Source organism: Candidatus Pelagibacter ubique HTCC8051 (assembly GCF_000472605.1).
Classification (GTDB): Bacteria; Pseudomonadota; Alphaproteobacteria; order Pelagibacterales; family Pelagibacteraceae; genus Pelagibacter; species Pelagibacter communis_B.
Genome location: NZ_KI421440.1, coordinates 1058295 through 1080398, shown reverse-complemented (window position 1 = coordinate 1080398; position 22104 = coordinate 1058295). Strand labels below are relative to the sequence as shown.

Sequence of the window (22104 nt, the reverse complement as noted above, 5' to 3'; positions counted from 1 at the left end):
AGTGATCAATAAGTACTCAAGAATTTATATAGCTGGTCACTATGGTTTAGTGGGAAGTGCTATTTTACGCAGACTTAAAAAAGAAGGTTATAAAGATGTTATTTTTAGAACAAGAAAACAACTTGATCTAAAAGATCAAAAAAAAGTATTTAATTTTCTAAAAAAACAGAAACCAGATTTTATTTTTATAGCAGCTGCGAAAGTAGGTGGGATATATTCGAACAATAAATATAAGGCGGAATTCATTTTTGATAATATTTCTATTCAATCTAATTTGATAAATGGAGCGTATCAAAATGGAATAAAAAATTTAATTTTTTTGGGTTCAAGTTGTGTTTATCCCAGAAATTGCAACCAACCAATTAAAGAAAGTTATTTACTATCAGGCGAACTTGAAAAAACTAATGATGCATATGCTGTAGCAAAAATAGCAGGTATAAAAATGTGTGAAAGTTATAATCTTCAATATAATACAAATTATAAGTGTTTAATGCCAACCAACACTTTTGGACCTAACGATAATTATGATTTATTAAATGGTCATTTTTTTCCATCATTAATTAAAAAGATACATCAAGTAAAAATAAATAATAAAAAAGAATTAATTTTATGGGGTAATGGAAAAGCAAAGAGGGAAGTAGTATATGTAGATGATATTGCTGATGCATGTATACATTTTATGAAAAAAAAAATAAAAGAGACAGTAGTAAATATTGGAACTGGCAAAGATTATACAATAAAAGAATATGCAATAAAAATTTTGAGTAAAATTATATCTGATAAAAAAATACGAATTAGATATGATACAAAAAAACCAAATGGAACACCACGAAAAGTTTTAGATATTAGTTTGGCTAAAAAGTATGGATGGTATCCAAAAACAAAACTTACTGATGCTATTTTAAAAACCTATGATCACTTTTTAAAAATAGAAAAATGAAAAAAAAAATTATAGTAATTACTGGTGGTGCAGGATTTGTAGGTTCTAATTTAATAAAATTTTTAGTTAAAAAAACAAATTTTAAAATAATAAGTATAGATAACTATTCATCAGGAACAAAAAAAAATCATATAATGAATTCAAAGGTAAAATATTTAAAATCAAACACAAAAAATATTTCTAAAACTTTAAATCCTTACAAAAATAAAATAAATTCAATTTTTCATTTTGGAGAATTTTCAAGAATATATCAAAGTTTTGTAAATATGGATTTATGTATGGATTCAAATACAATTGGTTCAAATGAAGTTTTTAATTTTTGCTTATCAAATAAGATTAAGTTAATTTATTCAGCTACATCTGCAAGCATAGGAAATAGTGGTCAAGACAAAAATCTATCACCTTATGCATTCACAAAATCAAAAAATCTTGAAATGTTAGAAAATTTAAAAAAATGGTTTAAATTTAAATATGAAGTAGTTTACTTTTATAATGTATATGGACCTAATCAAATTTGCTCAGGAAGCATGGCAACAGTTATAGGAATTTTTGTAAATCAATATTTAAAAGATAAACCATTAACAGTTGTAAAGCCGGGAAGCCAAACTCGTAGGTTCACCCACATAAATGATACGGTTAAAGCATGTTACTATGCATGGAAAAAAAATAAATCTAGACATTATAGCATCTCTAACAAAAAAAGTTATAGTGTCTTACAAGTTGCAAAAATGTTTAATCGTAAAATTAAATTTTTACCAACAAGATTAGGTGAAAGATATGCATCTGCTCTAACCAGCATGAATTTATCTAATAAAGTTTATAAGTTATTTGGTTCAATTCAGCTTAAAGATTATATAAAAGACTTTATTAATAATAGATAATTTTAAGTATTTCCTTGTTTACAATATAAATTTATTAGGTATAACACACACGCCGGTGATTATTGCGTAGGTGTTATACCCGATCCCATACCGAACTCGGAAGTCAAGCCCTACAGCGCCAATGGTACTTTGTCTTAAGGCACGGAAGAGTAGGACATTGCCGGCATTAAAAAATAATTATGAAAATAAAAAGCTCACTTAAATCAATTAAAAAAAGAGACTTAAATTCTAAATTAGTAAGAAGAAGAGGTCGTGTTTACGTAATCAATAAAACTAATCCAAAATTTAAAGCAAGACAGAAGTAATTTTTATGGATAATGAAAACCATAAAAGCACCTGGAACAATTTTACAAAGTTTGTGTTGTGGGGATCTGTCGCGGTTATTGGAGTTTTAGTTTTAATGGCAATATTCTTATTATAAGATCAATGTATGAAAATTGCTTCTATATCAGAAAATCAAAAAGTTGAAAAACGTATTGCAATCACCCCTGAGATTGTAAAAAAATATATATCACTGGGTATTGAAGTTTTTTTACCTGAAAATTATGGAAGTCATTTAGGATTTAAGGATGAAAAATATAAAGAATTTGGAGTATCTATTTCAAAAGATGAAAGTGAAATTATAAAAAACGCAGATGTTATTGTTCAATTGGGTTTATTAGATAATGATAAAATTTCTTTATTAAAAGAAAATCAAACATTTATAGGAGTATTAAATCCATATGATAATAAAGAAAAAATTAACGATTTAGTTGAAAAAAAGATTAATACTTTTTCACTTGAGTTACTTCCAAGAATTACAAGGGCACAGTCTATGGATATACTTTCATCCCAAGCAAACCTAGCTGGATACAAAGCTGTATTAGAGTCCTTTGCTAAATTTGAAAAAGCTATTCCGATGATGATGACTGCAGCAGGAACAATTCCAGCTGCAAAAGTTTTAGTTGTTGGAGCTGGAGTTGCAGGACTTCAAGCTATTGCAACTGCAAAACGAATGGGAGCAATTGTATTTGCTACTGATGTTAGAATGGCGTCAAAAGAACAGGTAGAAAGTCTAGGAGGAAAATTTTTAACTGTTGGAGGTGCAGAAAATTTAGAGACAGAAGGGGGTTATGCAAAGGAAGCATCAGATGAATTTAAAAAAAAACAAGAAGATTTGTTATCAGAGACGTTGAAGAAAATTGATATAGTAATTTGTACAGCCTTAATTCCTGGAAAAAAAGCACCAGTAATTATTAAAGAAGATATGATTAATAATATGACTTCTGGTTCAATTATTTATGATTTAGCTGCTATTCAAGGTGGAAATACAGCCTACACTAAAGTTAATGAGATTGTAGATAAAAATGGAGTTAAAATAATGGGAGAAAGTAATATTTTAAATCAACTTCCTACTTCTGCATCAAATTTATATGCCAAAAATGTATTTAATTTTATCTCAAATTTATATGATCAAGAAAATAAGAAAATAAATATTAATTTAGAAGATGAAATAATTGAAAAAACTTTAATAAAGTAAAATTATGGAAATAGATCCTTTTATATTCAGATTAAGCATTTTTATCCTTTCTATTTTTATTGGATATTATGTAGTTTGGAGTGTAACTCCTTCACTACACACACCTTTAATGTCCGTAACTAATGCAATTTCATCTGTGATTATTGTTGGAGCAATTATTGCAGGTCTAGCAGGTAATTCTGATAATATATTTAATACCTCAAGTATATTTGGGTTTTTGGCAATATCCTTAGCAGCAATTAATATTTTTGGGGGCTTTCTTGTAACCCAAAGAATGCTTGCAATGTACAAAAAAAAGAAAAAGGATAAATAATGTTATCAGCAAATTTATCAGCAATATTTTATTTAATTTCAGGGGTATTATTTATTTTAGCTTTAAGAGGACTTTCATCACCAGAAACTTCAAGACAAGGAAATTTTTTTGGAATTTTGGGAATGATTATTGCAATTACAGTTACTTTTTTATCAATTGGTAATTTTTCAACTGGATTCGTTGTTGTATTAATCTTTCTTTTAATTGGTGGATTAATAGGTGCATTTATTGCCTATAAAATTCCAATGACAGCGATGCCAGAACTGGTTGCTGGTTTTCATAGTCTGGTAGGACTTGCAGCTGTATTTGTTGCAATAGCCGCTTTTTTAAATCCAGATGCTTTCAATTTGGGATCTCCAGGTAAAATTAAACTTGGAAGCTTAATTGAGATGTCGATTGGTGCAGTAGTTGGTGCAATAACTTTTTCAGGATCAATTATTGCTTTTTTAAAACTTCAAGGAATCATGTCTGGATCACCTATAACCTTTAAAGGACAGCATCCACTAAATGCTTTAATTTTAATTTCAATAATTGTTCTGACTTATTTGCTTTGCTCTACACAATCTTCTAATTTATTTTGGATATTGTTAGCTGTATCATTTTTAATTGGATTTTTATTAATAATTCCAATTGGGGGTGCAGATATGCCAGTTGTGATTTCAATGCTAAATTCATATTCTGGTTGGGCTGCTGCAGGAATTGGTTTTACTCTGGAAAATACTGCATTAATAATCACAGGAGCATTAGTTGGATCATCTGGTGCAATTTTATCATATATAATGTGTAAAGGAATGAATAGATCATTCTTTAATGTTATTTTAGGTGGGTTTGGTGCAACTGAACAATCATCATCGTCACAAAGTAAAGAACAAAGACCAGTTAAAAGTGGAAATGCAGATGATGCTGCCTTTTTAATGAAAAATGCATCATCAGTCATCATTGTACCAGGTTATGGTATGGCGGTTGCTCAAGCACAACACGCTTTAAGAGAGATGGTAGATACATTAAAAAAAAATGATATTAAAGTTTCTTATGCAATCCATCCAGTTGCTGGAAGAATGCCTGGTCATATGAATGTGTTGTTAGCTGAAGCGAATGTGCCTTATGATGAAGTTTTTGAATTGGAAGAGATTAATAATGATTTTGCTAATGCAGATGTTGCATTTGTAATAGGCGCGAATGATGTGACAAATCCTGTTGCAAAGACGGATCCTCAAAGCCCAATTTATGGAATGCCAGTTCTCGATGTTGAAAAATGTAAATCAGTTTTATTTGTAAAAAGAAGTCTATCCCCTGGGTATGCTGGGATAGATAATGATCTATTTTATAAAGAAAATACTCTTATGTTGTTTGCAGATGCTAAAAAAATGACTGAAGATATTACTAAAAACTTATAGGAAATTAATTGAAAATTAAAATATTTTGTGACAATGCAGAATTAAATTTAATTAAAAAATTTAATAAAAAAAAGATTGTAAAAGGATTTACTACAAATCCAAGCTTAATGAGAAAAGCTGGAGCAAAAGATTATAAGTCTTATTCAAAAAAAATCCTAAAAATATGTAATAGTAAGCCAGTCTCACTCGAAGTCTTTGCCGATGAGTATGCTGGGATAAAAAATCAAGCAATCCAAATAAATACGTGGGGGAAAAATGTTTATGTAAAGGTGCCAATTACAAATTCAAAAGGTAAGTTTATGGGTAAAATTATTAGAGAATTAAACAACCAAAACATTAAAATGAATATAACAGCAGTATATAGTGCCAAACAAACTCAAAAAATTTTAAACTTAATCAATAAAAAAACAAAAGTAATAATTTCTATATTTGCTGGGAGAGCAGGTGACACAGGTAAAGACCCAGTTCCAGAATTTAAAAAAAGTATTTCTTTAGCTAAAAAATTTAAGAATGTAGAGATACTATGGGCAAGTGTTAGGGAACCTTATAACTATTTACAAGCAAAACAATTGGGTTGTCATATTATTACAGTGCCTCCAGTAACAATTGAAAAAATTGAAAATTTTGGAAAATCATTTGACCAACTTACAAAGGAAACTGTTAAAGCATTCCTAGTTGATAGTAAAAAATCTAATTTTAAAATATAAAAATTTTTTTTTAGATCACCTTATTTTTTTGAATGAAGGATACCATAACAGCATAATTGAGCCAAAAAATACCACCAGTAAACGTAGATAGAAAACTACCAGATGTAAGGATTGGCATTAAAGTTGTAGTAATAAATATTATACTTGATAGTTGGTATAAATTTTTTTCTTTTAAATAATTTTTAATGCCTAAATATAAAGAATAAAACATAAATAATAGAAAAGATACATACCCAAATAACCCTGTTTCTGATAAAAATTCATGGTGAATTTGATGTGGATGAGTTGATTGCCTCATGTTAGTCATTTTATATTCTTTATTTTCGTATTTTTTTTTGGATACTTCGTATCTAAAGTTTTTTATGCCAACACCAAAGTATAAATTATCTTTAAAAATTTTTACCGAAGCATTTCTATGAGCTCCATACTGTGTTTCTTTTAAAAAATTTGAGTAACCATTTAAAGTAAATAAAGGTTTTAATTGATCAACAAATCTGAGTTTATAACTTGGATTAAAATAAATAAAAGTAAATATAAGAGCCAATAATAGTGTTAAACAAGCAAACTTTGCTTTTAAGTTAATCTTAATTGATAATGATACGAACACAATTATTGATATAAATGATTTAATAAAATTAGTTCTTTCACCGATTAAAAAAGAAATTAATAAAGTTCCCAAAATTAAAAATATTAAAATATTATTCTTCGGTTTAAGTTCTAAAAAACAATAGCTTAAGAAAAAAAGAATAAATCCGTGATAAAAGGCACCCACAACCAATTCATCCCCAAAAAAGCTTGCTATTCTCCCTTGCATACCGTGGATATTAGATGAGTTACCAGTCATGTTATGCCCAAATATTAATTCAAAAACAATATCAAAAATAATAATAAGAAATATACAAAACCATGATAAAAAAATATACTTTATATAACTTGTTTTGTAACTCTGAATTAATCTATTGATTTCAAAAACAAAAAATATAACAAGTAATATTTTGACTACTCTAGGAAGCGAATTAATTGGATCTGTGCTAAAAATTACATTTATTATTAATGATGTTAAAAAAAAAATCATTAAATAAAATATTTGATTTTTAAAAATTATTTTATTTTCTTTCAAATTTAAAAAAAAATTTATTGAAAGTAAAAGGATAAAAATGTTAATTAAAAAATTTCCAACAATTAATGATACTGGAAATGTTGAAAGTAAAAAAATACCAAATTGATCCAATAATTTTTTTTTCATTAATACTCTTTTTTTAAGATCATTAATTAATTGGTTGCGGGGGACGGATTTGAACCGCCGACCTTCAGGTTATGAGCCTGACGAGCTACCAGACTGCTCCACCCCGCGATATACTTAAATTCTATTTTTAAGTTTGTTTAATTTCTTAACTCTTTTAATATTTTCCTGAAGAATTCTCTTCTTTTTTTCTGATGGTTTTTCGTATGTATTTTTGAGTTTAATTACTTTAAAAAAACCGTCTCTTTGAAGTTTTCTTTTAAGAACTCTTAAAGCTTGTTCAATATTATTATCTTTAACTTCTATTTTCATATATAATTCTAAAGATGACTGACTACCATCATAAGATTTTAATGTCTATTAAATTTATTCATTGTTTGAAACTTCTTTTGCTTTTTTTGCTTTCTCTTTTTCTCTTTTCTCTCTCTTAATTCTTCTTTCAGCTTTTTCCAATGCTTCAACCAAATCTTTTTGAGCAAACAAGTTAAGGGCAACAGGGTCTTTTGGATTAAGATTGTTATAATTCCAATAGCTTTTATTTCTGATCGAAGTGACAGAATTTGTTGTTATTCCAACTAGTTTTCCAATTTGAGAGTCCTTTAACAAGTTATGCTGCCTAATTAACCATAGTGCTGAGTCTGGTTTATCTTGTCTTTTAGATAAAGGTATATATTTTTTAATTTTTTTTTCATTATTTGATATTTCAATATCAGTGCTTTTAATTAACAATGGCCTATTTTCATCTTTAGATGAAAGTTCAATTTCTTCTCTAGAAAGTTGACCTGAGATTATGGGGTTATAGGCTTTAATGCCTTTAGCAACTTCTCCATCAGCAATACCTTGGATCTCAACTTCGTGTAAGTTACAAAAATTTGCAATTTGTTTGAAAGTGAGAGTTGTATTTTCAACTAGCCAAACAGCAGTAGCCATCGGCATCAGAGGTGCATTTGACATTTAATTTTTTTTATCTGATTTAAAGTTTTGAAATTTTTTATTAAATTTACTTATTCTACCTTTATCCATTAACTTCTGCTTACCACCTGTCCATGCAGAATGAGATTTTGGATCAATTTCTAATTTTAGTAAATCACCCTCGGAGCCCCAAGTCGATTTTGTTTCAAACTGTGTTCCATCAGTCATTTCGACTTTAATTGTATGATAGTTTGGATGAATGTCTTTTTTCATATCGAGACTTATAGCAAAAGAATTTTATAACACAATTAAAAGTTAACTAAATTTTCCAACATTTTGCTATTAATTGCAGCACTTGAAGCCTTAATATCAATCTTATTTACTTCAAATTTATGAATATCGTTTACTATTCCTCCTGCCTCTTTAATCATTATCTCTCCAGCCGCAACATCCCAAAGGTTAATATTGTTATGAAAAAAACCATCAAGCCTACCAGAAGCAACGTAAGCCAAATCTAATGCAGCACACCCGCTATATCTCATATTAAGATCACTAAATTTAACACCTTCATGGTTACTTGAAAATAGACATTCATCAATGGAGTTCTTTTTTGAAACTCTTAGTCTTTGATTATTTAAGAAAGCTCCTTTATCTTTTTCAGCAAAAAACATTTCATCTTTGATTGGGTCAAAAATTAAACCACTTACAATTTCATCCTTGGATTGAAGTGCAATACAAATTGCAAAGTGAGGTATTCCATGCAAAAAGTTTGTTGTTCCATCAATTGGGTCAATAATCCAAATATTTTCTTTATCAATATTTTTAATTATTCCAGTTTCTTCAGTTATAAAAGAGTAGTTTTTCTTAATTTTTGATAATTCTTCAATTAAAATTTTTTCTACATGTTTGTCTGTTTTTGTAACAAAATCAAAGGGTCCTTTTTTGGATACTTGTAATTTTTCAACCTCACCAAAATCTCTGATTACAGATTTAGAAGCTTTTTCTGCAGCTTTGATCATTATATTTAGATTTGCAGATATAGAAATCATTTAAGTTATATCTTTTTTATATATTCGAAACTTCTTGTATCAATAATTACTTCATCGCCTGACTCGATAAAAGGTGGAACTTGAATATTAAATCCATTATCTAGAGTGGCTGGTTTATATGATGATGAAACAGTTTGGCCTTTAAGCGCAACATCTGTTGTTTCGATTTTACATTTGACTTGGTTTGGAAGTTCAATTGAAATTGGGCTATCGTTATAAAAACTTACTGAGACGTCAAGATTTTCAGTCATTAATTTTCCTTTTTCTCCAACAATATCTTTTTTAATTTCAATCTGGTCATATGTTTTAGGATTCATAAAAATATAGTTATTTTCATCTTCATATAGATAGTTAAAATCTGTTTCCTCTAGAGATGCTTTTTCAACAGTTTCACTAGATCTAAATCTCTCATTTAATTTTGTGTTTTTTCCTACACTTTTCATTTCTACTTGAGCGAATGCTCCGCCTTTACCTGGTTTTACATGTTGAGTTTTTAGAACTTGCCATAGATCATTTTTGAATTCTAAAAGCATTCCTACTCTAATTTCTCCTGCATTAATTTTCATTTAAGTTTTTTTATACTTTCTATAGGTTTATATTTTTTATTATTCCAAACGTAGCCTGAAATAGCTAATAAATTTGCATTGTTCAATAACAGTTTTTTATAATTGTTAAAATTTATCCCTCCTATAGCAACTATTGGGGTTTTGGTTAAGTTTTTTACTTTATTTAAAATGTTTGTTGTAGCTTTAAACTTTACTTTTTTTGTTGAAGTAGAAAAAAAAGCACCAAAGGCAATGTAACTAGCTTTATCTTTGATAGCTACTTTTGCTAATTTCACAGAGTTGTGACAAGTAATTCCTATAATTTTATCCCCAACTATTTTTCTTGCTTCTTTTAAACTCATATCTTTTTGCCCTAAATGACAACCGTCAGCATTAAGTTTTTTTGAAAGCAAAGGATCATCATTAACTAAAAATTTTACACCATTTTTTCTGCATATTAGGTGAATTTTTTTTCCAATTATAATTTTTTGTGTAAGTGAATATTTTTTAAGTCTCAGTTGAAAAAGACCAACCTTACCAGTTTCAAATATTTTTTTTAAATCCTTATAGAATTGAGGATATATTTTGTTTGGGGAAATAAGATAAATAAATCTTTTTTTATTTATTCTCAAGTTTGCTTGACCATTTGCCTTGAGCAGCTAGAGTATTCATTCTTGCTCTATGATTAAAAATATTTTGAGTTCCTTCGATGTCTTTAATATTTTTTGACCAGAATTTTAAAGCACTTTGTTGAAGAGCTCTTCCGTATGAATAAGTCATTATAAAATTAGTATCATTATTTTTATTGATTAGATCTAAATTTTCTGTTGCTTCTAACTCTGACTGACCACCAGATAGAAAAGCAATTCCAGGAACTTCATGTGGAACAGATTTTTTAAGGCACACGATTGTTTTGGATGACACTTCTTTGTTAGAGATTTTATTTTTTGATTTGTTTCCTGCAAGGATCATATTTGGTTTTAAAATTATTCCTGTTAAATCAATCTTATGAGCAATTAATTCTTCAAAACATTTTTGAATTACTTCAGAAGTTTTAGTTAAACATTCATCTGCAGAATGTTCACCATCCATTAATACCTCTGGCTCTACGATTGGAACCATCCCACTTTCTTGTACTAGAGCTGAATATCTTGCTAGCGCGTGTGCATTTGAGTTAATTGAAAGTTTACTGGGATATTTTTCTGAAATATTATAAACACCTCTCCACTTGGTAAATCTAGCTCCAAGTTGATAATATCTTTTTAACCTTTCTCTCAGTCCATCTAAACCTTCAGTAATTTTTTCTTCTGATGAATTTGCCAAATCTTTTGCACCAGTGTCTACTTTAATTCCTGGAATAGCTCCTGTTTCTGAGATTATAGAAGGGATTGTTTTTCCATCATTTGATATTTGATTGATTGTTTCGTCATACAAAATAACACCACCAATACAGTCTCTCATACTGTCTGCTGTAAAAAGTGTTTCTCTAAAAAGAAGTCTATTTTCTGGTGATGATTGAATATTTACTTTATCCAATCTTTTAGTCATAGTTCCATTACTTTCGTCTGCAGCAAGTATGCCTTTACCGTTTGAAAGAATTTTTAAAGCAATTTTATTAAGTTCGGACATTTTAATTTAAAACTTTTATACCAGGAAGTTCCTTACCTTCAAGATATTCCAAGAATGCTCCACCAGCAGTTGAAACAAAATTAAAATCTTCTATCGAATTTAAACTATTTAATAATGAAACTGTATCTCCTCCCCCAACAACTGAGTAGATTTTATTAGATTTATTATTTTCAACTATCTTCTTGGCGATTTCAATACTACCGTTAGCAAAGCTTGGATTTTCAAAATATCCTGCGGGCCCATTCCATAAAATTGTATTACTTTCATCAATAATATTGCTAATAACCTTTATAGTTTTTGGACCAATATCTAAAATCATTTCATCTGATGAAACTTCACTCAATTCCTTTATTTGAGGATTTCCATTTAAATCTTTTCCAACAACAATATCTTCAGGGTATGTTATTTTACAATTCATTGTTTTTGAAAGTGAAAAAATTTCTTCAATAATTAACTCAGAGTTTTCTTCTTGTAATGATTTTCCAATATTGTTACCCATATATTTAATTATATTGTTAGCCATTCCACCTACAATTATAATGTTATCAAATTTAGGAATTAAATTTTTAATTATATTTATTTTAGTTGAGACTTTTGAGCCACCAATTATACAGGTTATAGGTTTTTTAATTTCAGAAGTAATTTTTTTTAAAGCATTAACTTCTAAATCAAGTTGTAATCCAGAGTAACAAGGCAAAAAATTTGTTATTTTATCAATTGACGCATGTGATCTGTGAGAACATGAGAACGCATCATTCACATAAATATCAGCTAAGTTAGCAAGCTGTTTTGCAAATTCTTGATTATTTTCTTCTTCCTCAGGATAAAATCTTATATTTTCTAACATGATTATTTTTCCATCATCATTATCAAATAAATCTTTATGAACAATTTCTTTTACATCTTTAGAGATTAATTTTATATTTTGACTTAATTTCATCTCTAAATCTTTACATATTGGTCTAAGTGAAAGATCGTTTATAACTTTTCCTTTAGGTCTTCCTACATGAGAAATAATTATAATTTTTGCATTTTGAGAAATTAGAAAATTTAAAGTAGGTAGAATTTTATCAATCCTCGTTGTGTCAGTTATTTTATCACCAAGTAAAGGAACATTTAAATCTAGTCTTAATAATATTTTTTTATTATTAAGATTATTTTCTTTTTTTATACTTTTCATTAAGAAATGTTATGGACGTATTCTGCTAAGTCACACATTCTATTTGAAAATCCCCATTCATTATCATACCAGGCTGAAATTTTTCCCATATTTTTACCTACTACGCTAGTAAGTGACGAGTCTATAATCGCTGAAGCAGAATTATGATTAAAGTCAATGGACACTAGTTTTTCAGATGTTATTTCTAATACTTTTTTCAACTGATTTTTTGAAACTTCTTTAAAGGCCTCATTGATTTTTTCTTTGTTTATCTCCTTTTTAGTACAAAAAACTAATTCAATAAGAGAAACATTTGGAGTTGGAACTCTCATAGCAACACCTTCTAATTTACCTTTTAATGATGGAATTATTTCCCCTATAGCTTTTGAGGCTCCTGTAGATGTTGGAACAATCGATTGGCTTGCAGATCTTGCTCTCCTTGGGTCTTTGTGAGAATTATCTAAAATTCTTTGATCACTTGTAAAAGCATGAATGGTGGTCATAAAACCTTTTTCGATTTCAAAATTTTTATGAAGTACATTTGCAACTGGTGCTAAACAATTTGTGGTACACGATGCTGAAGAAATTATTAAATCATTTTTTGTTAATTCTTTTTCATTTACACCAAAAACAATGGTTTTGTCTGCATTCTTACATGGGGCAGAAACTATAACTTTTTTTGCACCATTACTGATATGTGCTAATAATTTTTCTTTAGAATTAAATTTTCCAGTACATTCAAAAACGTAATCAACACCAAATTTTTTCCAATTAATATCCTCAATTTTTGACTCTTGAGAGAAAGTAATTTTATTTTTATTTATAATTAAATGATTTTCATCGTAATCAAGATCTGCATTAAATTTTCCATGTACAGAGTCGTGTTTAATTAACGTGCAACTTGCTTCAGAATTAGACCTATTATTTATATGTTTTATTTTGATATCTTTATTTTGACTTTCAATAATTGCTCTTATTACCATCCGACCAATTCTTCCCATACCATTAATTCCAACATTTATAGTCATATTATCCTTCTAACCATTTTTTTTAATTTGTTAGAAATATTTGTAGCTGTCAAACCAAAGTGTTTATAAATTTCTTTATAAGGTGCACTTTTTCCAAATGTATCAATTCCAAAAGATAAGCCATCGTTGCCTACATATTTTTTCCAACAATCTGTTGATGCTGCTTCTATGGAAATTTTTATTTTTGTTTCATTAATTATTTTTTGTTTGTATAAGCTTGATTGTACATCAAAAAGATCTTGGCAAGGCATCGATATTACTTTTGAATATATCTTATCTTTGGCCAATTTATGACAAATCTCGATTGCTAAATTAACTTCAGAACCACTTGCAAGCATTGTTAAATGAATTTTTTTATTTGTTCTCAAAACTTCATATGCACCAAGAGAACATTTATTTATGTTAGATATTTTTTTTCTTATTGGATCAAGATTTTGCCTAGTTAAAGACAAAACACTTGGTGTTTTTGAACTTTTCAACGCATGCTCCCAACATTCTATAGTTTCCATTCTATCTGCTGGTCTAAAAACATTAAGATTTGGAATAGATCTTAAGCCCGACAATTGTTCTATAGGTTGATGAGTTGGACCATCTTCTCCAAGACCAATGGAGTCGTGCGTCATGACATAAATAACTCTTTGCTCCATTAATGCTGACAACCTTATTGAAGGTTTACAATAATCTGAAAATATTAAAAATGTTCCACCATAAGGAATAAAGCTGCTATGTAGTGCAAGCCCGTTCATTATTCCACTCATTGCATGCTCTCTAACACCATAGTGAATGTAATTACCATTAAAATCACCAGGCTTAACTATTTTATGATGTTTGGTTTTAGTGTTATTCGATCCTGCTAAATCTGCAGAGCCTCCAATTAAATTATTACCAACACTAGTTAATGCACTCAAAGTAAGCTCTGAGGATTTTCTTGTGGCTAAACTTTTTAATTCTTTAATTATATTTTTTTTTTCAGTTTTTAAAATTTTTGTAAAATTATTTTTTAGTAAATTATTTATTATTACTTTTTTCTTTTCGTAAATCTTTCTCCAAGCAATCTCAAGCTTCTGACCCTTTTTACCAATTTTTTTCCACTCATTTAAAATTTTATTTGGAATCTCAAAGGGTTTATAGTTCCAATTTAGTGCATTTCTCACAAGTTTAATTTCATCTAAACCTAAAGGACTTCCATGCGATGATGATTTGCCTGATTTATTTGGAGATCCATAACCTATTTTAGTTTTGCAGGAAATAACAGTTGGTTTTTTTGCATTTTGAACTTTTTTTAAAGCCTTAAAAATTTCTTTTTCATTATGACCATCGATAAAAACATATTCCCAGCCATAACTTTCAAATCTTTTCTTAAAATTATCTGATACTGCTAAGTCAGTTGGCCCATCGATAGATATTGAATTGTTATCAAAGAGCATCACCAAATTTTTTAGTTTTAAATGTCCAGCCAAACTCATAGCTTCATGACTTATTCCCTCCATTAAGCAGCCATCCCCAGCAAGAACGTAGGTTTTATGATTTATAATTTCTTTACCGATTTTTTTTTTTAACATTTCTTCAGCAATTGCAAAACCAACTGCGTTTGCAATTCCCTGACCAAGTGGTCCTGTTGTAGTCTCAATGCCAGTTTTAGGATGATATTCTGGATGACCAGCACAAATTGAATTAAGTTGTCTAAACTTTTTTATACTATTGAGTGAAATACTTTTATATCCAGTTAAGTATAGAAGAGAGTAAAGTAACATAGATCCATGACCAGCTGATAAAACAAATCTGTCTCTATTAAGCCAATTTGGATTTTTAGGATTGAATCTTAAAAAACTTTTAAATAAAACTGTTGCAACATCTGCCATACCCATTGGCATACCAGGGTGACCAGAATTTGCCTTTTGCACAGCATCAATTGAAAGAAATCTGATGCAATTTGCCAAATCATTGTGTAGTTTGCTCAAAATTATCCTGACTAGACTAAGAAGAATCTATTTAATAATATAAATATATATATATGAATTCTATAATCGAAAAAGAAAAAAAATTAAACGAAGCTCTTTTAGAGTTAAAAAATTTAGATCTTAGCAGTCCTGATTTAAAAAATAATATTGATAATTTGAATTTTCAAAAAACTCAATTAGAAATTGAAAAAACTCAATTAGAGGACAGATATAAATCTCTTTTAGAGGAACACTCAAATTTAGCAAAAAAACTTCAAGAAATTAAAGATAAAGAAAAGTTAGAAGAAAAAAAACAAGCAGAGTTCTCTGATAAAATTGATGAATTAAATCAGGAAACAGATACTTTATTAGAAGAAATAGATAAATGGCAAATGTAAGTATTAAATTTAATAATAAAGAATTTTTGTTGTCATGTGAGGACGGTCAGGAAGAGCATCTTGAAGAATTACTAATTCATATCAATCAAAAGTTTAATGATTTAAAAAATAATCTAGGAAATTTAGGTGAAAATAAATTGCTCCTAATTACCGCTGTTAAAATTATGGATGAGTATTATGAAACCAAAAAAAAAGTGGATCAAAAGAAAAATGAATTAAAAGATCTTTCAAATAAATTTAGAGAATTAAAATCACTTATTTATGACTATAGAGATAAAAAACACGAAGAGATTAACGAATTGAATACTAATCATTTAAATTTTAAAAACGAAATTGAGGCTAATCAAAAAAAATATGAACAATTAATTGATGAGGCTGCAGATGAGATATCTAATTTTGTTGAGAAAACAAAATTAAAAAATATTTCCCAATAAATTTCTGTGAATAAATCTCAAATAAGAAAAAAAATTTTAAAAATTAGAAAAAATAATTTTAATAAAAATCTTAAAATTAATATAAATAACTTTATTTCTTTTTTAAAATTAAATACTGATAGTACTAATAATCTTGGTGGATATTATCCCTCAAATCATGAAATAGATGATTTAGAAATTTTAGATTTATTAGAAAAAAAAAATTTTGAAATATCATTACCAGTAATAAGAAAAAATAATCAGATGGACTTTTTTAAGTGGTCAAATAATGATCCATTAAAAATAAATAAGTTTGGCATACCTGAACCTATTTCTTCAAAAAAATTTTATCCAGATATTTTACTAGTTCCATTAGTAGGTTATGATAATGATTTAAATAGATTAGGTTATGGTGGAGGTTTTTATGATCGTTACATTGAAAAAATTGAAAAAATTAAAAAAGTTATTAAAATTGGTTTAGCATTTTCATATCAAAAAATTAAGAATATGCCATTTAGTAAATATGATAAAAAATTAGATTTTATAATTACAGAAAAAGAAATTTTAAAATGAGAATATTATTTTTAGGAGATGTTGTTGGAATTGCAGGTTGTTCAAAAATAATGAATAATCTTTTAAGTGAAATTAAATCAAAAAAAATAGATTTTGTAATTGTTAATGGTGAAAATGCAGCTGCTCAAGGTGTGGGCTTAACTAAAGAAATATGCAATGATTTCTTTAATTGTGGAGTTGACGTTATTACTACTGGTAACCATGTGTGGGATCAAAAAGAAATAATGGAATTCATAGACAAAGAGGAAAAATTATTACGTCCGAAAAATCTTTTTGAGCCAGCTCCAGGCAAGGGCTTTAATATTTATGAAACTAAAGACAATATAAAAATTGGAGTGTTAAACTTAATGGGCAATGTCTTTATGAAGAAATGTGATGATGTTTTTGAGGTTTCACATAAATTTATGGAACAGTATAAATTAAAACAAGACTATGATCTGCTAGTAGTCGATTTTCACGGTGAAATAACAAGTGAAAAAAACGCAATTGGACATTTTTTTGATGGTAACGCCTCTTTAGTTGTAGGAACACACACTCATATACCAACTAATGATGCAAGAATATTAAATGGTGGCACGGCATATCAAACAGATGCTGGAATGTGTGGAGATTATAATTCTGTTATTGGTATGAATACTGAAAACTCATTGAATAGATTTTTAAAAAAAAATTCAATTAAACATTTTCCAGCTATTGGAGATGCTACTTTGTGTGGTGTAATTGTTGATTGTAATGTAAAAACTGGATTAGCAAATAATATTGAAAGTTATATTTCTGGAGGTCAGTTAAAAAATACTTAGAAAAAATTATGTCAGGTCATTCAAAGTGGGCAAGTATTAAGCATTCAAAAGGAAAAGCAGATAAACAAAGATCTAAAATTTTCTCAAAATTATCTAAAGAGATAAGTGTAGCAGCAAAACTTGGTGATAAAGATCCAGCAATGAATCCAAGATTAAGGTCTGCAATTCAAGCTGCAAGATCTGCCAATATGCCAAAAGATAATATTGAAAGAGCTATTGACAAATCTTCAGCTGCATCAGGTATTAATTTCGAAAATCTTAGATATGAAGGATTTGGCCCAGATAAAATAGCAGTAATTGTTGAAACTTTAACAGACAATAAAAATAGAACTGCATCAAATATTAGAACTATATTTCAAAAAAGTGGTGGAAGTTTAGGTACACAGGGTTCGGCTTCACATAATTTTAATCAATTAGGTATTATTAAAATTGATAAAAAAGAAATTTCTGATGAAAACATCTTTGAACTTGCGATTGACTCAGGTGCTGATGAATGTATTTCTCATGACGAATTTCATGAAATTCAGTGTCCTATAAGTGATATTTATAATGTGAAGAAAAAGTTAGAAACGGTTGTTGCAAATTTTATTTCAACTGAAATAGAGTGGATTGCATTAAATAATGCCGATGTTGAAAAAGATAAGCAAGAAAGTGTAATAGAATTTTTAGAAACATTAGAAGATGACGATGATGTACAAAATATTTTTTCAAATGCAAATTTTAGTAATAATTAATGCTTATAATTGGAATTGACCCAGGTATTTCAGGTTCAATATGTTTCTTTCAAGATGGAAAAATAATTGATGTGGTAGAAATGCCAACTATGGCCGAAGGTAAAAAAAATAAAAAACAAGTCAATGGTTCTCAAATTTTTAATGAAATATCAGTTAGAATTAAAAAGTTGGATAAAAACGATATGAAAGTAAAAGTAGTTATTGAACAAGTATCAGCGATGCCGGGTCAGGGTGTAACAAGCATGTTTAACTTTGGTCAGTCATTTGGAATTTTAAAGGGGATATGTTCGGCAATGCAATTACCAATGTATTTTGTTAGACCTGCAAAATGGAAAAAATATTTTAATCTTATAAATTCCGAAAAAGATGCAAGTAGAACAAAAGCAATTGAGATTTTCCCATATTTCTCTGCTCATTTATCAAGAAAAAAAGATTCCAATAAAGCTGATGCTATTTTAATAGCAAGTTTTTATTACGAAACTTACAAAATTGAGGAATAGATTAAGAATATAAGACAAATTCATGACACATTTAAGTGTGAAGAGTTAAATATGGAAGCTGATATCGCATCACAAGCAGTTGGATTAGGGACCAATACTGATTTTTCTTTAACTAGCCTATTTTTAAGAGCAGATATAATTGTAAAGTCAGTAATGATTATTTTGATAGTTTGCTCAATTTATTCATGGGCAGTAATTATAGAAAAATTTAGGCTATTTAAAAAAATAAATAAATCATCAGAAGAGTTCGAGGAAAAGTTTTGGAATTCTAAGTCGGCAGAAACATTTTATAATAGTTTGCCGGCCAAAGTTGATGATCCCATGGCGGAAGTATTTCAAGATGCAATGGAAAGTTTATTAAAAAAAAAATCCAAAAATAATTTAACTGAAAGAATGAGCACTTTTTTAGAAGTTGGAATAGAAAAACAGATGTCTAAAATTGACAAAGGTTTTACTTTTTTAGCAACAGTTGGTTCCACAGCACCTTTTATTGGATTATTTGGTACAGTGTGGGGTATAATGAATTCATTTCAATCTATTGCGATTTCAAGAAATACAAGTTTAGCAATCGTAGCCCCAGGAATAGCCGAAGCTTTATTCGCTACGGCATTAGGGTTGTTAGCTGCAATTCCTGCTGTAGTTGCTTATAATAAATTTAATACAGATTCTCAAAAATATTCTCAAAAATTAGAAAATTTTTCAAAAAGATTTTTAACAATAATTTAATGGCATTTAAGTTAAACCGCTCATCAAAAGAACCTATGAGTGAGATCAATGTTACCCCGTTTGTTGATGTAATGTTAGTATTACTTATCATTTTTATGGTTACGGCACCTTTGTTAACTGTTGGAGTACAAGTAGATTTACCAGAGAGTTCAGCGGATTCTCTTCCGGAAGAGTCAGAACCACTCACTTTATCTATTAACTCAAAAGGTGAAATATTTATTCAAGAGTCAAAAGTTGAATTTGATAATATAATTGCAAAAGTTTTGGCAGTTTCAAAAAATAGAACTGACACAAGAATTTATGTTAGAGGTGATAAAACCATTAACTATGGAAGAGTGCTTGAAATAATGGGTCTCTTATCAGGCTCTGGTTTTACTAAAGTTGCACTAATTTCAGAACCATTAAAACAAAGGTAGTTTACGTGAATAGAAGTTTGATTATTTCTTCTGTTTTACATGGTGTTTTAATTTTAATTACAGCTATGAGTTTACCTTTTTTAGCAAAAAAACCACTTGATATTCCACCAATAGTATCGGTTGAACTGATACAGATCACAGAAAAGACAAAGATACCTTTTGCTCCAAAAGCAAAAAAAATAATTGAAAAAAAGAAGAAGAAAAAATTGAAAGAAAAAGAAAAAAAATTAGTATCTGAACAAGCACCCCCAAAAAAAGTTAAAAAAACGAAAACTAAAACGGTTGTTTCATTAGATGAAAAAAAAGAAAAAATTGACAATCAAACTCCAGAAGCAGTCCCATTACCTGATAAAACAGTTAAGAAAATTGAGACAAAAAAAGAAAATAAACAAAACCCAGATAAGTTAGATGAAGAGGTAAAACAAATTTCAGAATTTGAAAAAAAAGAATTTGTTGATTTGGATAATATTGCGAAATTGATTGATAAGGCAAAAGAAGATAACGTAGAAATGATTAAAAAAAATAATGATATTACTCAAGATCAAGATAAAAATATTGTAACTTCAGGACTAACTCTAAGTGAAGAAGACGCTTTAAAAGCTCAAATTTTTGGATGTTGGAGTATTCCTCTTGGGTTACCATATAATGAAGATTTATTGGTAAGAATTAAGCTAATGCTTGAGCCAGATGGTTCGGTGGCAAAAACTGAAATTTTAGATCATGCTAGAATGAACAAACCAGGTCAGGGGTTTTATAAAGTATTAGCCGAAAGTGCATTGAGGGCTGTAAAGTTATGTCAGCCTTTAAGAGTACCAACAACAGGCTATGAAAGATGGAAAGAATTACAATTAAATTTTGATGCAAGAGAGATGTTAGAAGGTTAATATAAAGATATGAAAAAAAATTTTTTAATTTTATTTTTAATATTGTTAATACCAATTAAAGCCTTTGCTTTGATTGAAGTTGATATTACAAGAGGAAATTTAAACCCACTTCCACTAGCAGTTTCACCATTATCAATTAATGATAAATCCAAAAAAAGTTTTGAAAAAATTCTTGAAAAAGAAAATATTGGATCTGAGATTTCTAGTATTGTTGAAAATAATTTAAGAACATCGGGCTTGTTTAATCCATTGAGCAAAGAAGCATTTTTACAAGCACCAGATATTGCAAATTTAAAACCTAGATTTGAAGATTGGAATTTAATTAAAGCTCAAGCACTTATTACTGGCAAAGTAACATATATTGATGAAAAATTAAGAGTTGAGTTTAGGTTGTGGGATGTTTTGGCAGCTAAAGAAATGATGGCGTTAGCATTTACAACAGTGCCAAGTAATTGGAGGAGGGTAGGTCACATTATATCAGATAAAGTTTATGAAAGATTAACAGGAGAAAAAGGATATTTTGATACAAGAATAATTTATGTTGCTGAGGAAGGCCCAAAAACACAAAGAAAAAAAAGATTAGCAATCATGGATCAAGATGGGGCAAATAATAAATTTCTCACACTTGGAAATGAGCTTGTATTAACTCCAAGATTTAATCCAACCAGTCAAATGGTTACATATTTGTCGTACTTTAAAAATTTACCAAGAGTATATCTGTTAGATATTGAAACAGGAACCCAAGAGGTTGTAGGTGATTTTCCTGGGATGACTTTTGCACCAAGATTTTCTCCTGATGGCAAAAAAATAATAATGAGTTTAGCTAAAGATGGAAAATCAGACATATACACGATGGATTTAGAAAATAGGTTAGTTGAAAAAATTACAAATCATCCTTCAATTGACACTTCGCCATCTTATTCTCCAAATGGAAAATTTATTGCTTTTAATTCTGATAGAAGTGGGTACCAGCAAATTTATATTATGAAAAGTGATGGTAGTGACGTTAAGAGAATCTCATTTGGAAATGGTATTTATGGAACACCTGTGTGGTCACCCAGAGGAGATTTAATAGCTTTCACAAAATTGCATAAAGGAAAATTTTATATAGGTGTAATGAGAACTGATGGTAAGGGAGAAAGATTGCTTACTGAAAATTACTACCAAGAAGCACCATCATGGTCTCCAAATGGTAGAGTTTTGATTTTTTATAGAGAAACAAAAACTAACGCAAAAGGTGAAGGATTTTCTGCCAAGCTATGGTCGATAGATTTAACGGGCTATAATGAACGTTTAGTTGAAACTCAGACTGATGCTTCTGACCCATCATGGTCATCTTTATTGAGTAATTAGTTTAAATTACTTGATTTTTTGACTTGAAACCTCTAATTAGTTGTG

General features: G+C 28.7%; 29 protein-coding genes, 1 tRNA gene and 1 rRNA gene. 19 read left to right on the top strand and 12 right to left on the bottom strand.

Annotation, left to right across the window (positions count from 1 at the left end; all coding sequences use genetic code 11):
- Position 1: 1 nt before the first annotated feature.
- The 9 genes from F754_RS0105850 (at position 2) to F754_RS0105815 (ending at position 5757) form a co-directional block, all read left to right on the top strand.
- The gene (locus F754_RS0105850) at positions 2-940 is read left to right on the top strand and encodes a GDP-L-fucose synthase (protein ID WP_082254670.1); all 939 of its coding nucleotides are present in this window, start codon (positions 2-4) and stop codon (positions 938-940) included.
- A complete protein-coding gene (locus F754_RS0105845) occupies positions 937-1821 on the top strand; it encodes an NAD-dependent epimerase/dehydratase family protein (RefSeq protein ID WP_023648986.1) in 885 nt (294 codons plus the stop codon). Before F754_RS0105850 ends, F754_RS0105845 begins: the two co-directional genes overlap by 4 nt.
- Before the next feature lie 51 nt (positions 1822-1872).
- Positions 1873-1987 (top strand): 5S ribosomal RNA (gene rrf / locus F754_RS0105840).
- A 13-nt stretch (positions 1988-2000) separates the two neighbouring features.
- Complete coding sequence (gene rpmJ, locus F754_RS0105835; RefSeq protein ID WP_008545413.1) at positions 2001-2126, top strand: type B 50S ribosomal protein L36; 126 nt, start codon at positions 2001-2003, stop codon at positions 2124-2126.
- 5 nt (positions 2127-2131) lie between these two features.
- Positions 2132-2242, top strand: coding sequence for an aa3-type cytochrome c oxidase subunit IV (locus tag F754_RS07730; protein WP_082254669.1), 111 nt, complete (start codon positions 2132-2134; stop codon positions 2240-2242).
- A gap of 9 nt (positions 2243-2251) precedes the next feature.
- Positions 2252-3340: an NAD(P) transhydrogenase subunit alpha gene (locus tag F754_RS0105830; protein ID WP_023648985.1), complete on the top strand. Its 1089-nt coding sequence runs from the start codon at positions 2252-2254 to the stop codon at positions 3338-3340.
- 4 nt (positions 3341-3344) lie between these two features.
- Positions 3345-3653 carry a proton-translocating transhydrogenase family protein gene (locus tag F754_RS0105825; RefSeq protein ID WP_023648984.1) on the top strand — a complete coding sequence of 103 codons (309 nt, stop codon included), beginning with the start codon at positions 3345-3347 and terminating at the stop codon, positions 3651-3653.
- On the top strand, positions 3653-5050 hold the full coding sequence (locus F754_RS0105820; protein WP_023648983.1) for an NAD(P)(+) transhydrogenase (Re/Si-specific) subunit beta: 1398 nt from the start codon (positions 3653-3655) through the stop codon (positions 5048-5050). The genes F754_RS0105825 and F754_RS0105820 overlap by 1 nt, the downstream gene beginning before the upstream one ends.
- A gap of 8 nt (positions 5051-5058) precedes the next feature.
- Positions 5059-5757: a transaldolase gene (locus tag F754_RS0105815; RefSeq protein WP_023648982.1), complete on the top strand. Its 699-nt coding sequence runs from the start codon at positions 5059-5061 to the stop codon at positions 5755-5757.
- A 10-nt stretch (positions 5758-5767) separates the two neighbouring features.
- On the opposite strand, the gene F754_RS07725 is transcribed toward F754_RS0105815, so the two are convergent.
- The 12 genes from F754_RS07725 to tkt form a co-directional block, all read right to left on the bottom strand.
- Complete coding sequence (locus F754_RS07725; protein ID WP_023648981.1) at positions 5768-7003, bottom strand: oligosaccharide repeat unit polymerase; 1236 nt, start codon at positions 7001-7003, stop codon at positions 5768-5770.
- 31 nt (positions 7004-7034) lie between these two features.
- Positions 7035-7111, bottom strand: a tRNA-Met gene (locus F754_RS0105805).
- A 6-nt stretch (positions 7112-7117) separates the two neighbouring features.
- Positions 7118-7312, bottom strand: coding sequence for a 30S ribosomal protein S21 (gene rpsU / locus F754_RS0105800; RefSeq protein ID WP_008544401.1), 195 nt, complete (start codon positions 7310-7312; stop codon positions 7118-7120).
- A gap of 54 nt (positions 7313-7366) precedes the next feature.
- Positions 7367-7954 (bottom strand): DUF1013 domain-containing protein, encoded by a 588-nt coding sequence (locus F754_RS0105795; RefSeq protein ID WP_023648980.1) that lies wholly within the window; start codon positions 7952-7954, stop codon positions 7367-7369.
- Positions 7955-8185 carry a 50S ribosomal protein L31 gene (gene rpmE, locus F754_RS0105790; RefSeq protein ID WP_023648979.1) on the bottom strand — a complete coding sequence of 77 codons (231 nt, stop codon included), beginning with the start codon at positions 8183-8185 and terminating at the stop codon, positions 7955-7957.
- Between the two features lie 35 nt (positions 8186-8220).
- A complete protein-coding gene (locus tag F754_RS0105785; RefSeq protein WP_023648978.1) occupies positions 8221-8961 on the bottom strand; it encodes an inositol monophosphatase in 741 nt (246 codons plus the stop codon).
- A 5-nt stretch (positions 8962-8966) separates the two neighbouring features.
- Positions 8967-9527, bottom strand: a complete 561-nt coding sequence (efp, locus tag F754_RS0105780) for an elongation factor P (RefSeq protein WP_023648977.1) — start codon at positions 9525-9527, stop codon at positions 8967-8969.
- Positions 9524-10138, bottom strand: coding sequence for a thiamine phosphate synthase (locus F754_RS0105775; RefSeq protein ID WP_023648976.1), 615 nt, complete (start codon positions 10136-10138; stop codon positions 9524-9526). Before F754_RS0105775 ends, efp begins: the two co-directional genes overlap by 4 nt.
- Positions 10125-11135: a fructose-bisphosphate aldolase class I gene (locus F754_RS0105770; protein ID WP_023648975.1), complete on the bottom strand. Its 1011-nt coding sequence runs from the start codon at positions 11133-11135 to the stop codon at positions 10125-10127. The genes F754_RS0105775 and F754_RS0105770 overlap by 14 nt, the downstream gene beginning before the upstream one ends.
- Position 11136: 1 nt before the next feature.
- Positions 11137-12315, bottom strand: coding sequence for a phosphoglycerate kinase (locus F754_RS0105765; RefSeq protein ID WP_023648974.1), 1179 nt, complete (start codon positions 12313-12315; stop codon positions 11137-11139).
- Positions 12315-13322, bottom strand: coding sequence for a type I glyceraldehyde-3-phosphate dehydrogenase (gene gap, locus F754_RS0105760; RefSeq protein WP_023648973.1), 1008 nt, complete (start codon positions 13320-13322; stop codon positions 12315-12317). The genes F754_RS0105765 and gap overlap by 1 nt, the downstream gene beginning before the upstream one ends.
- Positions 13319-15283, bottom strand: coding sequence for a transketolase (tkt, locus tag F754_RS0105755; RefSeq protein ID WP_023648972.1), 1965 nt, complete (start codon positions 15281-15283; stop codon positions 13319-13321). Before tkt ends, gap begins: the two co-directional genes overlap by 4 nt.
- A 53-nt stretch (positions 15284-15336) precedes the next feature.
- Between tkt and F754_RS0105750 the strand changes: the two genes are divergently transcribed.
- From F754_RS0105750 to tolB, 10 genes are read left to right on the top strand one after another with little or no spacing between them, the layout of a single operon-like run.
- Positions 15337-15660, top strand: coding sequence for a hypothetical protein (locus F754_RS0105750; protein WP_023648971.1), 324 nt, complete (start codon positions 15337-15339; stop codon positions 15658-15660).
- The gene (locus F754_RS0105745) at positions 15648-16094 is read left to right on the top strand and encodes a cell division protein ZapA (RefSeq protein ID WP_023648970.1); all 447 of its coding nucleotides are present in this window, start codon (positions 15648-15650) and stop codon (positions 16092-16094) included. Before F754_RS0105750 ends, F754_RS0105745 begins: the two co-directional genes overlap by 13 nt.
- Before the next feature lie 6 nt (positions 16095-16100).
- Positions 16101-16646: a 5-formyltetrahydrofolate cyclo-ligase gene (locus tag F754_RS0105740; RefSeq protein ID WP_023648969.1), complete on the top strand. Its 546-nt coding sequence runs from the start codon at positions 16101-16103 to the stop codon at positions 16644-16646.
- Entirely contained in the window at positions 16643-17446 is an 804-nt protein-coding gene (locus F754_RS0105735) for a TIGR00282 family metallophosphoesterase (protein ID WP_023648968.1), read from the top strand. The genes F754_RS0105740 and F754_RS0105735 overlap by 4 nt, the downstream gene beginning before the upstream one ends.
- 8 nt (positions 17447-17454) lie before the next feature.
- The gene (locus F754_RS0105730) at positions 17455-18180 is read left to right on the top strand and encodes a YebC/PmpR family DNA-binding transcriptional regulator (RefSeq protein ID WP_023648967.1); all 726 of its coding nucleotides are present in this window, start codon (positions 17455-17457) and stop codon (positions 18178-18180) included.
- Positions 18180-18680, top strand: a complete 501-nt coding sequence (locus F754_RS0105725) for a hypothetical protein (RefSeq protein ID WP_023648966.1) — start codon at positions 18180-18182, stop codon at positions 18678-18680. The genes F754_RS0105730 and F754_RS0105725 overlap by 1 nt, the downstream gene beginning before the upstream one ends.
- Before the next feature lie 51 nt (positions 18681-18731).
- Complete coding sequence (tolQ, locus tag F754_RS0105720) at positions 18732-19406, top strand: protein TolQ (protein WP_023648965.1); 675 nt, start codon at positions 18732-18734, stop codon at positions 19404-19406.
- Positions 19406-19822 carry a protein TolR gene (tolR, locus tag F754_RS0105715; protein WP_023648964.1) on the top strand — a complete coding sequence of 139 codons (417 nt, stop codon included), beginning with the start codon at positions 19406-19408 and terminating at the stop codon, positions 19820-19822. Before tolQ ends, tolR begins: the two co-directional genes overlap by 1 nt.
- Positions 19823-19827: 5 nt before the next feature.
- Positions 19828-20706, top strand: a complete 879-nt coding sequence (locus F754_RS0105710) for a cell envelope integrity/translocation protein TolA (RefSeq protein WP_023648963.1) — start codon at positions 19828-19830, stop codon at positions 20704-20706.
- Positions 20707-20715: 9 nt separating this feature from the next.
- Positions 20716-22059: a Tol-Pal system beta propeller repeat protein TolB gene (gene tolB / locus F754_RS0105705; RefSeq protein ID WP_023648962.1), complete on the top strand. Its 1344-nt coding sequence runs from the start codon at positions 20716-20718 to the stop codon at positions 22057-22059.
- Positions 22060-22104: the final 45 nt, after the last annotated feature.

What these genes read in the sequence shown, in the direction of transcription:
- F754_RS0105845 (WP_023648986.1), top strand. Translation starts at nt 937, where the DNA reads ATGAAAAAAAAAATTATAGTAATTACTGGTGGTGCAGGATTTGTAGGT.
- rpmJ (WP_008545413.1), top strand. Translation starts at nt 2,001, where the DNA reads ATGAAAATAAAAAGCTCACTTAAATCAATTAAAAAAAGAGACTTAAAT.
- F754_RS07730 (WP_082254669.1), top strand. Translation starts at nt 2,132, where the DNA reads ATGGATAATGAAAACCATAAAAGCACCTGGAACAATTTTACAAAGTTT.
- F754_RS0105830 (WP_023648985.1), top strand. Translation starts at nt 2,252, where the DNA reads ATGAAAATTGCTTCTATATCAGAAAATCAAAAAGTTGAAAAACGTATT.
- F754_RS0105825 (WP_023648984.1), top strand. Translation starts at nt 3,345, where the DNA reads ATGGAAATAGATCCTTTTATATTCAGATTAAGCATTTTTATCCTTTCT.
- F754_RS0105820 (WP_023648983.1), top strand. Translation starts at nt 3,653, where the DNA reads ATGTTATCAGCAAATTTATCAGCAATATTTTATTTAATTTCAGGGGTA.
- F754_RS07725 (WP_023648981.1), bottom strand. Translation starts at nt 7,003, where the DNA reads ATGAAAAAAAAATTATTGGATCAATTTGGTATTTTTTTACTTTCAACA.
- rpsU (WP_008544401.1), bottom strand. Translation starts at nt 7,312, where the DNA reads ATGAAAATAGAAGTTAAAGATAATAATATTGAACAAGCTTTAAGAGTT.
- F754_RS0105795 (WP_023648980.1), bottom strand. Translation starts at nt 7,954, where the DNA reads ATGTCAAATGCACCTCTGATGCCGATGGCTACTGCTGTTTGGCTAGTT.
- rpmE (WP_023648979.1), bottom strand. Translation starts at nt 8,185, where the DNA reads ATGAAAAAAGACATTCATCCAAACTATCATACAATTAAAGTCGAAATG.
- F754_RS0105785 (WP_023648978.1), bottom strand. Translation starts at nt 8,961, where the DNA reads ATGATTTCTATATCTGCAAATCTAAATATAATGATCAAAGCTGCAGAA.
- efp (WP_023648977.1), bottom strand. Translation starts at nt 9,527, where the DNA reads ATGAAAATTAATGCAGGAGAAATTAGAGTAGGAATGCTTTTAGAATTC.
- F754_RS0105770 (WP_023648975.1), bottom strand. Translation starts at nt 11,135, where the DNA reads ATGTCCGAACTTAATAAAATTGCTTTAAAAATTCTTTCAAACGGTAAA.
- F754_RS0105765 (WP_023648974.1), bottom strand. Translation starts at nt 12,315, where the DNA reads ATGAAAAGTATAAAAAAAGAAAATAATCTTAATAATAAAAAAATATTA.
- gap (WP_023648973.1), bottom strand. Translation starts at nt 13,322, where the DNA reads ATGACTATAAATGTTGGAATTAATGGTATGGGAAGAATTGGTCGGATG.
- F754_RS0105750 (WP_023648971.1), top strand. Translation starts at nt 15,337, where the DNA reads ATGAATTCTATAATCGAAAAAGAAAAAAAATTAAACGAAGCTCTTTTA.
- F754_RS0105745 (WP_023648970.1), top strand. Translation starts at nt 15,648, where the DNA reads ATGGCAAATGTAAGTATTAAATTTAATAATAAAGAATTTTTGTTGTCA.
- F754_RS0105735 (WP_023648968.1), top strand. Translation starts at nt 16,643, where the DNA reads ATGAGAATATTATTTTTAGGAGATGTTGTTGGAATTGCAGGTTGTTCA.
- F754_RS0105730 (WP_023648967.1), top strand. Translation starts at nt 17,455, where the DNA reads ATGTCAGGTCATTCAAAGTGGGCAAGTATTAAGCATTCAAAAGGAAAA.
- F754_RS0105725 (WP_023648966.1), top strand. Translation starts at nt 18,180, where the DNA reads ATGCTTATAATTGGAATTGACCCAGGTATTTCAGGTTCAATATGTTTC.
- tolQ (WP_023648965.1), top strand. Translation starts at nt 18,732, where the DNA reads ATGGAAGCTGATATCGCATCACAAGCAGTTGGATTAGGGACCAATACT.
- tolR (WP_023648964.1), top strand. Translation starts at nt 19,406, where the DNA reads ATGGCATTTAAGTTAAACCGCTCATCAAAAGAACCTATGAGTGAGATC.
- tolB (WP_023648962.1), top strand. Translation starts at nt 20,716, where the DNA reads ATGAAAAAAAATTTTTTAATTTTATTTTTAATATTGTTAATACCAATT.